General features: G+C 63.4%; 9 protein-coding genes. 6 read left to right on the top strand and 3 right to left on the bottom strand.

Going from position 1 to position 9,968, the window contains the following annotated elements:
- Positions 1-110 precede the first annotated feature (110 nt).
- On the bottom strand, positions 111-536 hold the full coding sequence (locus H928_RS0125245) for a hypothetical protein (protein WP_021028996.1): 426 nt from the start codon (positions 534-536) through the stop codon (positions 111-113).
- Positions 537-542: 6 nt separating this feature from the next.
- Positions 543-2,621, bottom strand: coding sequence for an ATP-dependent helicase (locus tag H928_RS0125240; protein WP_021028995.1), 2,079 nt, complete (start codon positions 2,619-2,621; stop codon positions 543-545).
- A gap of 272 nt (positions 2,622-2,893) precedes the next feature.
- On the opposite strand from H928_RS0125240, the gene H928_RS29895 reads away from it, so the two are divergent.
- The 5 genes from H928_RS29895 to H928_RS0125215 all read left to right on the top strand — a co-directional run bounded on the left by H928_RS29895 (position 2,894) and on the right by H928_RS0125215 (position 6,140).
- A complete protein-coding gene (locus H928_RS29895; protein ID WP_021028994.1) occupies positions 2,894-3,598 on the top strand; it encodes a hypothetical protein in 705 nt (234 codons plus the stop codon).
- A complete protein-coding gene (locus tag H928_RS0125230) occupies positions 3,595-4,161 on the top strand; it encodes an ATP/GTP-binding protein (protein WP_027011406.1) in 567 nt (188 codons plus the stop codon). The genes H928_RS29895 and H928_RS0125230 overlap by 4 nt, the downstream gene beginning before the upstream one ends.
- The gene (locus tag H928_RS0125225) at positions 4,158-4,556 is read left to right on the top strand and encodes a roadblock/LC7 domain-containing protein (protein ID WP_021028992.1); all 399 of its coding nucleotides are present in this window, start codon (positions 4,158-4,160) and stop codon (positions 4,554-4,556) included. The genes H928_RS0125230 and H928_RS0125225 overlap by 4 nt, the downstream gene beginning before the upstream one ends.
- Positions 4,557-4,665: 109 nt before the next feature.
- Positions 4,666-5,025, top strand: a complete 360-nt coding sequence (locus tag H928_RS0125220) for a hypothetical protein (protein WP_021028991.1) — start codon at positions 4,666-4,668, stop codon at positions 5,023-5,025.
- Positions 5,026-5,189: 164 nt separating this feature from the next.
- The gene (locus tag H928_RS0125215) at positions 5,190-6,140 is read left to right on the top strand and encodes an AEC family transporter (RefSeq protein WP_021028990.1); all 951 of its coding nucleotides are present in this window, start codon (positions 5,190-5,192) and stop codon (positions 6,138-6,140) included.
- Here the strand turns inward: H928_RS0125215 and priA are convergent.
- On the bottom strand, positions 6,137-8,245 hold the full coding sequence (priA, locus tag H928_RS0125210) for a primosomal protein N' (protein ID WP_027011404.1): 2,109 nt from the start codon (positions 8,243-8,245) through the stop codon (positions 6,137-6,139). The genes H928_RS0125215 and priA overlap by 4 nt on opposite strands.
- 782 nt (positions 8,246-9,027) lie before the next feature.
- Here priA and H928_RS29890 point away from each other — a divergent pair.
- Positions 9,028-9,855: a 1-acyl-sn-glycerol-3-phosphate acyltransferase gene (locus tag H928_RS29890; protein WP_021028987.1), complete on the top strand. Its 828-nt coding sequence runs from the start codon at positions 9,028-9,030 to the stop codon at positions 9,853-9,855.
- Positions 9,856-9,968: the final 113 nt, after the last annotated feature.

The raw sequence follows: 9,968 nt of genomic DNA, 5'->3' as shown, positions 1-9,968 counted from the left end.
CTCGCCGCCAGCGGTGCTGGCGAGCGCAGAAATTTCGTTGTTGTCATGGTCGAGGAGGAAGGTAGGACGCGTGGCTGGGACGGCTGCGAGGATGCCCATTATTGCGGCGATTAGGGCGTTTTCGATGGCTTGCGCATGACGAAGGCGTGGCTGGTGTCGTTCGCATCCAACCATTCGCCCCGGATCTCGCGGCCGCAGCTGCCGTCGACCACCTCGCCCAGCCAGGTGCCCGAGACCTTTTTGCCATCGGCCGACTCTTCCATCGTCAGCTTGCCCTTGTCCACATCACCGACCACGATGGCGGTGCTGCCGGGCCGCTGGATCTGGCCTTTGACGGTGCCGTTCCATTCGGGGTGGGGGGCCAGCTGCAAAGTCACGGGGCCGGGCAGGCCGGGCAGTTCGGCCTGCCAGTGGCCCAGCAGCTCGGGCTGCTCCATCTGCAGCGCGCTGGGGCAGGCAGGGCGGGGGGCGGGGGTGCTGGTGCAGGCGCTGGCCAGTGCAGCGCACAAGGCGGTCAGGATCAGGGTCTTGGTCATGGATAGTCAGAGGGGATCGGGGCTGGCGGCAGCGGTGCTCTGGGCCTTGCGCGCGAACTCTTCGCGCAGCTGGCGCAGTTTCTCGCGCGGGTCTTCGCGAGCGGTGCTGCTGTCCAGGCCCATCTCGGCAATAAAGCGGCTGGGCAGGGCGGAGACCAGCTCGCGCCCCTTTTTGCGCCGCTTGGTCCAGCTCACGGCCAGCGAGCGCTGGGCCCGCGTGATGCCCACGTACATCAGGCGGCGCTCTTCCTGCAGGCGCTGCGCGGTATCGTCGCTGACCTTTTGCTGGCGCCCGTCATCGTCGTCGAGCTTGAAGGGCAGCAGCCCTTCGTTGACGCCGATCAGCATCACATGGGGCCACTCCAGGCCCTTGCTGGCATGCAGGGTGGAGAGGATCACCATGTCCTGCTCCTTTTCGCGCTCGCTGATGGTCGAGAGCAGGGCGATGGTCTGCGAGACTTCGAGCAGGCTCTTGGACTCGCTCACGGTCGTTGTATCGGCCGCTGTCGTGGTCTGGCCGCCTGCGCGCTGGGCCATCCAGTCGCAGAACTCCAGCACATTGGTCCAGCGGGCGGCGGCGACCTTCTCGCTGTCTTCGGCGTCATAGAGGTGCTGCTCGTAGCCGATCTCCTTGAGCCAGTCGAGCAGAAAGGCCAGCGATTGCTCGGCCCCGCGTGTCTGGCGGGCGCGGTATTCCAGGTCATTGATATAGCGGCCAAACTCCAGCAGGCTCTCGCGGCCCTTGGCGGGCATCGCGTCTTCGAGCATGGCATTGAACAGCGCACCAAACATGCTGCATCGGTGGGCCTTGGAGAATTCGCCCAGGCGCCCCAAGGTGGTGTGGCCGATGCCGCGCTTGGGGTTGGTGATGGCGCGCAGAAAGGCCGGGTCGTCGTCGTTGTTGATCCACAGCCGGAACCAGGCGCAGAGGTCGCGGATTTCGGCGCGGTCAAAAAAGCTGGTGCCGCCCGATACCTTGTAGGGCACATTGGCCTTGCGCAGTGCCTTCTCGAAAGGCTTGGCCTGGTGGTTGGCGCGGTAGAGAATGGCGAAGTTCTTCCAGTCCGGCGGCGGGTTGGCCGCTGCGCGCAGGCTCAGGATGCGGGCGACGGCGCGCTCGGCCTCGTGCTCTTCGGAGTCGCAATCGACAATGCGCACCGGCTCGCCCTCGCCCAGCTCGGAAAACAAGGTCTTGGGAAACAGCTTGGGGTTGGGCTGGATCACATTGTTGGCCGCGCGCAGGATGGCGCTGGTCGAGCGGTAGTTCTGCTCGAGCTTGATGACCTTGAGCTGGGGATAGTCCACCGGCAGCTTCTTGAGGTTGTCCAAGGTGGCGCCGCGCCAGCCGTAGATGCTCTGGTCGTCATCGCCCACGGCGGTGAGGTGGCCGCGCTCGCCCACCAGCAGCTTGAGCAGCTCGTACTGGGTGGCATTGGTGTCCTGGTATTCGTCGACCAGCACATGGCCCAGGTTGGCCTGCCATTTGGCGCGGACCTCGGTGTGGTCGCGCAGCAGGCGCAGCGGCATGCCGATCAGGTCGTCAAAGTCCACGCTCTGGTAGGCGGTCAGCCGCTCGTCGTAGCGCTGCATCAGCACGGCAATCGCACGCTCGTTGTCATCGGCAGCCTGGGCCAGCGCCTCCTTGTAGTCGAGGCCCATGTTCTTCCATTTGCTGATGGTCCACTGCCATTGGCGGGCGGTGGCCACATCGGCGGTGCCGCCAGCGGCATCCTTGAGGATGCCGACCACGTCGTCGCTGTCCAGAATGCTGAACTGGGGCTTGAGCCCGAGCACATGGCCGTCCTCGCGCACCATCTTCACCCCCAGCGCATGGAAGGTGCAGACCAGCACATCCTTGGCCTGGCGGCCGATGAGGCTCTTGGCGCGCTCGCGCATTTCGGAGGCGGCCTTGTTGGTGAAGGTGATGGCCGCAATCTTGCGCGGCGCCATGCCGGTCTCGATCAGGCGGGCAATCTTGTGGGTGATCACCCGGGTCTTGCCCGATCCGGCACCGGCGAGCACCAGGCAGGGTCCCTGGGTGTAGTGCACAGCTTGTAATTGGGCGAGATTGAGACCAGCGGCCATGGTGGCGAGCGTACCTTTGCAGATCAGGAAGGAGAGCGCAGAAGAATAGCCGCAACGACAGGCATCTGCAGATTCAGGACTTTGGCTTTTACATGTTTGCTTACACAAAAAACCACAGATTCTTTGAAATTGTCAATGAATGTAGAGCAGATGGTAAAACCCCCAAAGAAACACTTGCGTCTGGCAAGCAAGCTTTTAGAATGCCGATAGTATTGCTGCGGCTAAGTGGCAAACCCTATTAATTAAGCCAATAAAAGTGTGAAATTATCGCCATGCAGACCGCCGGTATTTCCGCAGAATTGCTGACCCCCAGCAGCCGCAACCGCTTTGCGCCGCTGTACGGCGTGGCCTCGCGCAAATCGGTGCTTCCCTGGAAGGAGGTACCCCGTGACCGCGCCCAGCTGATTGTGCTGGACCAGGGCATGGCCGATGCGATCTCGTCGCTGGGCAAGGCACCTTGCGTGGTCTGCATCGGGCAGGTCAAGACGGCGATGCTCGATGGCGCCAGCTGGGTGGGCCGGCTGGAGGCGGACTACACCTTGAGCGATTTGATCGACATGTTTGACCGCGCAGCGGTCTTTCTGCTCGACTGGGATGCGCGCAACAAGGTCATCCGCCAGGAATCGGTGCAGGCCGCTGCACAGCCTGCACCGACGACCCGCCAGGAGTTCCGCTACCAGCTCAAGTCCTGGGTGTCGGTGGGCGCGCCTTTCAATACCGGCGCCTGCATCCGCGCGCTGGCGCTGCTCTCGCGTGAACCGGTCTCCATTGTCCAGCTGTGCCTGCACAGCGGGCTGGACAACACGGTGGCCCGTGGTCTCCTGGTCGAGCTGGGCCGGCGCGGCGTGCTGCGCGGCGTGGCCATGCCCGTCATTTCCGCTGCTTCTTCCCCCTCCCACCATCGCGAGCCGCTACACTCCAAAGGTTTGCTCAGCCGTTTGGGCCGATGGATACGAGGGGGAGGTAAGCCGGGATGAATCAAGAATCAGGCGGAGTCGGGCCGCACAAGATGCCGCGCATTGCGCTGTGCGGGCCCATGGGTATTGGCAAGACCACCGCTGTGCGTTCGCTGTGCGGTGCGCTGATGTCCAGCTCCGATGTCCGCAACCTCGATCTGGCGGCCCACAGCAAGGAGCTCACCACGGTCGGCACCGAGTTTGGCGAGATCGATCTGGGCGGCGGTGAAGTGGTGCAGATCTGCGGCTGCCCGGGCCAGGAGCGTTTCAGCTTTGTGCGCCAGTGGGTGCTGTCGGTGTCGATGGGCGTGTTCATCATGACCGATGTGAACAGCCCGACCAGCCTGGCCGAGACCAACCATATCCTCGACGAGATCGGGCAACTGCCCCAGCCGCCTGTCACGCTGGTGCTGAGCGCACGCCCGGCCGCAACAGAACAAATTGAAACATTCGCCCAAGGCGTGTATTCTGCTGGCCATGGGGTGATTCCCGTTCTGGAAGCGGACCCGCGCGACCGTGGGCAGCTGCTGGATGCGATGAGCGTACTTGTTTCCATGCTGTCCCTGCAAAGCGAGAATTCATGACTGCATCACAACCTCTGATCCCTGCCCAGGTCGTCAAGGCAGGCCAGCAGGCGCTTGATAAGCTTATTGGTCCTGTTGATGGCGTGCGTGTGGCACTGCTGAGCACGCCCGATGGATTTGAAATTGCATCCTTGCGCACGAACAGCGAGCTGCAGCTCAACCGCCTGTCGGCCATGGCCGGCTCGCTGATGGCGATGGCGCGTGCCGTGGGGCGCGAGATCAACCACACCGGTTGCAAGCGCCTGACCTTCGAGACCGAGAGCGGCGTGGTCGTGTTCCAGTCGGTCACCTCCGAGTTCCCCTGCATTCTGTGCATGGTGCTCGATACCAATGCGATCCTGGGCCGCGTGCTGTGGGCTGCGGCCGAAGTGGGCGCGGAGATGAACAAAGTCTGATGGCAAGTCTGGCTGCGGCCGGCACCTTGTTGTGGGAGAGCTGCGTATGCGCCGCACTGGCCGTATGGCGCAGCAACGATAAACCGCCAGTGTGTGAAGGGGGAGTGAGATGGCTTCGGTTCAAGACACGTTGACGCAACTTTTGACGGTGGAGGGTGCCATGTGCGCCGCGCTGGTGGACAGTGGCAGCGGCATGCTTTTGGGCAGTGCCGGATCGGGCCTGGACCTGGAGCTGGCAGCGGCCGGCAACACCGAGGTTGTGCGGGCCAAGCTCAAGACGATGAAATCGCTGGGTCTGCAAGACTCGATCGATGACATCCTGATCACCCTGGGCTCGCAGTACCACATCATCCGCCCGGTGGCGCTCAAGGAAGGCCTGTTCCTGTACCTGGTGCTGGACAAGCAGCGCAGCAACCTGGCGCTGGCCCGGCGTAAATGTGCGGAAGTCGAAAAATTGGTGACGATCTAAGTGCTTTAGATCGTTTTGGGCTCTGATCTGACACGCAGGTGTAGACAGGGCCTTGCAAGACCGGCCATCGATGAGGCCGGTCTTTTCTTTTGTGGACCGCGCGCCAGCCAGTGCCGGTCCCTCGCGCTACATCTGTGCTGGCGCATTCTGGGCACAATCGAGCCGTGCTGTCCGTCTTCCAAGTCACCTTTCCTTTTTTTGCGCTGGTTCTGTGCGGCTTTGTGGCCACGCGGCGCGGCATTTTTCCGCTGCCCGCCATTGCAGGCGTGAATGCCTTTGTGCTGTATTTTGCGCTGCCTTGCATGCTGTACAAGGCCGGCTCGTCGCTGCCTTTTGCGCAGCTGATGAACCTGCCGATCTTGCTGCTGTATGTGCTGTGCCAGTTCCTGCTGGTGGCGGGCTGCGTGGCGGCCTCGCGCCTGCGCGGCATGGACTGGAACAACAGCGCCTTTGGCGCGCTGGTGACCGCTTTTCCCAATACCGGGTTCATGGGCTTGCCGCTCTTGGTGGCGCTGCTGGGCGATGCGGCGGCGGGCCCGGCCATCGTCACCATGATGGTCGATATGGTGTTCACCACGTCGCTGTGCCTGGCGCTGTCGCGCATGGATGGGGCGGCAGGCAATGCGCGTGCGGCGCTGCTCAAGGCGCTCAAAGGCGTGCTCACCAACCCCATGCCCTGGGCCATCTTGCTGGGCGCGCTCGCCTCGTTCATGGAGTGGAAGCTGCCCCAGGCGCTGGACCAGACCGCCGGCCTGCTGGGCAGCGCCGCCACCCCGGTGGCGCTGTTTGCCGTGGGCGCGGTGCTGGCCCGCTCCAAGATGGTGGAAGAGGAATACGCGGCCCCTGCCAGCTATATGCTGCTGGCGCTGGTCAAGCTTTTTGTGCATCCGCTCTTGGTGCTGGGCCTGGGCCATGCCGCGATGGCGGCGGGCCTGCCGGTCCAGCCGTTTGCGCTGCTGGTCGTCGCGCTGGTGGCTGCGCTGCCCAGCGCCAGCAATGTCACCTTGCTGGCCGGGCGCTATGGCGCCCACAATGGCCGCATTGCGCACATTATCTTGGTCAGCACGGCGCTGGCCTTTGTCAGCTTTTCGGCGGCGGTGACCTGGTTGGTCTAGATAGCTTGGGGGTCGACATCGACCAGCCAGCGCACCAGGCCCTTGTGCTCCGGATGCGCGCGCAGCCAGTGCAGGCAAGGCTGCCAGGCGCGCAGGAACTGCTGCAAGGCCTTGCGTGAGGGGCTCTCGATCAGCATCTGGGCGCGCTCCACATTGGCCACGCGCTGCATCGACAACGGAATCGGCGGGTAGACAAAGACCTCGCTGCCGTCCAGCAGCTGTTGGCTGTGCGCCAGCTCGGAGGCGGCGCGCAAAAAGGCCTGGGCCTCCTGCTGCGACCTTGCATCGGCGCGGATGATGGCCTGGTGGGCAAAGGGCGGCATGGCCGCATCGCGCCGCTCCTTGAGCTGCTGGGCGGCAAAGCCGCTGTAGTCCCACTGGCGCAGGGCCTGGTAGACGGCATGCTCGGGCTGCTGGGTCTGCAGCCACATCTCTACGGCGCTGCCCTGGGCGGCCACGTAAGCCGCATCGCGTCCGGCGCGGCCGGCCGCCTGCAGCAGCAGCGAGAACAGGCGCTCGGGCGCGCGGAAGTCGCTGGACATCAGCGCATCATCGGGCTGCACGGCGGCCACCAGGGTCACGCGCCGAAAATCATGGCCCTTGGCGACCATCTGTGTGCCCACCAGCACGTCGACATCGCCAGCATGCATATCGGCCATCTTTTCTTCGAGGGCGCCCTTGGCCTTGGTGGTGTCGGCATCGATGCGGGCAATGCGGGCGGGCTGGCCGTCGGGCCGCTGCACATTGCGCAGCAGGCGCTCGAGCGCCTCTTCCAGCTGCTCGGTGCCCTTGCCCAGCGGCAGAATATCCGGGTTGCCGCAGCTGGGGCAGGCCAGCGGCACGCGCTGGCTGTAGCCACAGTGGTGGCAGCGCAGCGTGCGGTCTATCTTGTGGAACACCTGGTGCGCGCTGCAGTGCGGGCAATCGCTTTTCCAGCCGCAGTCGCCGCAGAACAGCACCGGCGCAAAGCCGCGCCGGTTCAGCAGCACCAGCGCCTGCTCGCCCCGCTCCACCCGCTGTGTAATCGCCTGCAGCAGCGCGGGTGAGAACAGTGCCTGGCGCGGCTGCTGGCGCATATCGACCAGGCGCAGCCGGGGCATCTGGCCAGCGCCAATGCGGCTGGGCATGGCCAGCCGCAGGTAGCGGCCGCCGGCATCCTCGCCGCTGGCAGGCCGGCTGGCCCACCAGCTCTCCAGCGAGGGGGTGGCCGAGCCCAGAATCACCTGGGCCTGCAGGTCATGGCCGCGCCAGATGGCCAGGTCGCGCGCTGAGTAGCGCGCCCCTTCCTGCTGCTTGTAGCTGGCGTCATGCTCCTCGTCGACGATCAATAGCCGCAAATGGGGAAGTGAGGCAAACACCGACATGCGTGTGCCCAGCACAATGCGTGCCTGGCCGGTATGGGCAGCCAGCCAGCTCTTGAGGCGCTGGGGTGCCGTCATGCCGCTGTGCATGCTGACGACCGCACTGTCGCCCAGGCGGGCCGAAAAGCGTGCCTGGAAGCGGGCCTCCAGCTGGGGCGTGAGGTTGATCTCCGGCACCATCACCAGCACCTGGGCCTGGGGATCACGTTCGAGCAAAGCCTCGGCCTGGTGCAGGTAGACCTCGGTCTTGCCGCTGCCGGTGCTGCCAAAAAGCAGAAAGGGGCCCGCATTTTTGTCTATTTGCGCGCAAACTGCCATCTGCTCCTGGCTTAAGGCCAGTGCCTGGTCGGCGGCGATCTCGCTGTCTATCGCCGTCTTTTTGCGCTTGAGGCGCCGGGCCAGTTGCTCGACCGTCAGGTCCCGCAGCGCGGGGGGCAGCGCAGTAATTGCCATCTCGCCCAAGCTGCGCTGGTAGTAACGGGCGGCAAAATGTACCAAACGCAGCCAACTTGCAGGCAATGGCGCAATCGCCTCCAGCACCGCGGTGATCGGTTTGATCTTGGCCGGGTCGCCGGCAAATGCGGTATCCGGACCCCAGACGACGCCCAGCACCTCCCGTTTGCCCAGCGGCACGCGCACCAGGCTGCCTGCGGGCAGCGCATGGGGGGCTTGGTAGGTCAGCAGTTCACTGGCCGCGCTGATGGCACTGTAGGCGGGCGTGTGGACGGCGATGGACAGAAAAATCAAGGGGAGGGCGGAAAGAGACGCGAGAGCTTCGAGTGTAGCGACTGGCGCGTCACCGCATGAGCCAAAGCCCGCCCCGGTGCCTGAGCCGGCCCGTATGGTGTTTCTCCTGATTGCATCTGGGTCTACTGCAATCTTGTGACAAACCAAAGAACTTATACACAAGGCAAATCTCAAGAAAAATCAATACAGGACTTGGATTTCTGTGGATAACTTTGTTGAAATATCGGCGCTCTGACCTGGATCAGAATTACCACACATTGTCAGTTGGCTTGGAGGATTGGCTGACAAAATTTTTTTATTTATATCTTTCATTGAGTTATGTTTTATGATCTGGCAATCTTGTCGATAGAGTCAGGATATTGTGCTAGAGGGTCTGCTTTCCACATTGTGTGCATAAGTGCTTGCTCCGGTGCCAGGCGCGGCACCGAGCGGGCGCGGAGGCCACCGCCTCTTATCCACATTTTTTCGTAAATTGGCTGAGTTATCCACCGCAATTCTTTGATGTGATTCAGAAATTGGGGTTTTGGTGGGTGCTTATGCAGTCGATCTATGCAGCTTCGTTCCACCGGCTGCGGACGGGGGCCTTGGCTTCCGATATGATTTAGCGCCAACCACGCCTGCGCCCTGCTGTTTTGCATGGCGTGGGTCGAATTTTTGCAGCAGCCTTTGGCGCACTGTGCGACGCAGCTGCGCTGGTTCGCGGCTCTGGGCTGGGCCCGCTGGCGTTGGCTAGCCAGGGGCCTGGCTTTTTGCGTCCCCCTGCCTTTTCTACTTGATCCATGTCATTGCTCCGATCGATACTGCATACGCTCTTCATGGGCCTGACGGTCATTCCCTACCCCCTGGCCATCTTGCTGCTGCGGGTTTGTGGTGCCAGCAGCCGCGCCCGCTATGCGGTGGCGCGCCGCTGGCTCAAGCTGTCGGCAGACAGCGCTGGCTGGTTCTGCGGCATCAAAGTCCGGACGCAGGGCATGGAGAATTTGCCGGTCGCCGGCCAGCCCGGCAGTGACAAGGGTGTGGTGCTGCTGTGCAAGCACCAGTCGACCTTCGAGACTTTTTTGATGCCCGCGATCATGCCTACGCCGCTGGCCTATGTGTTCAAGAAGGAGTTGCTGAAGATTCCGTTCTTTGGCTGGTCCATTGGCAGCCTGGACATGATCCATATTGACCGCAAGGATGGCAGCCGCGCCTTTCACAAGGTGGTGGAGCAGGGCAAGCGCCTGCTGGGCCAGGGCATCTGGGTGATCATGTTCCCCGAGGGCACACGCATTGCACGTGGTGAGAGCGGCGACTACAAGACCGGCGCGACGCGCCTGGCCATCATGACCGGTGCCCAGGTGGTGCCGATTGCGGTGACTTCGGCCAAATGCTGGCCGCGCAAGGCCTTTGTCAAGACGCCCGGCATTGTCGATGTGTCCGTCGGCAAGCCCATCGACAGCAAGGGCCGCAAGCATGACGAGCTGATGGCCGAGGTCGAGTACTGGATCGAATCCGAAATGCGCCGCCTGGACCCCGAGGCCTATGTGGGTAAGCCGGCGCTGCGGGCCCCTGCCGCAGCCGTGGCAGCAGCATCCGCCGCTGCCGAGCCGGGTAGCGCTGCCAAATAAAGGAAAAAGACTGCCGTGTCCGCCGCTGAGCGTGCCTTGCTGACCTATTGCCGCAGAGCGGGGTGCTGCCATGGTTGATGTGCGCCGCCTGGTGCAGATGGCGCTGGATCTGT

Origin of the sequence: Comamonas sp. B-9 (genome assembly GCF_000410635.1) — a bacterium.
Taxonomy (GTDB): domain Bacteria; phylum Pseudomonadota; class Gammaproteobacteria; order Burkholderiales; family Burkholderiaceae_C; genus Comamonas.
The sequence above is the reverse complement of the archived record's forward strand: the minus strand, read 5'-3'. Positions and strand labels throughout refer to the sequence as shown.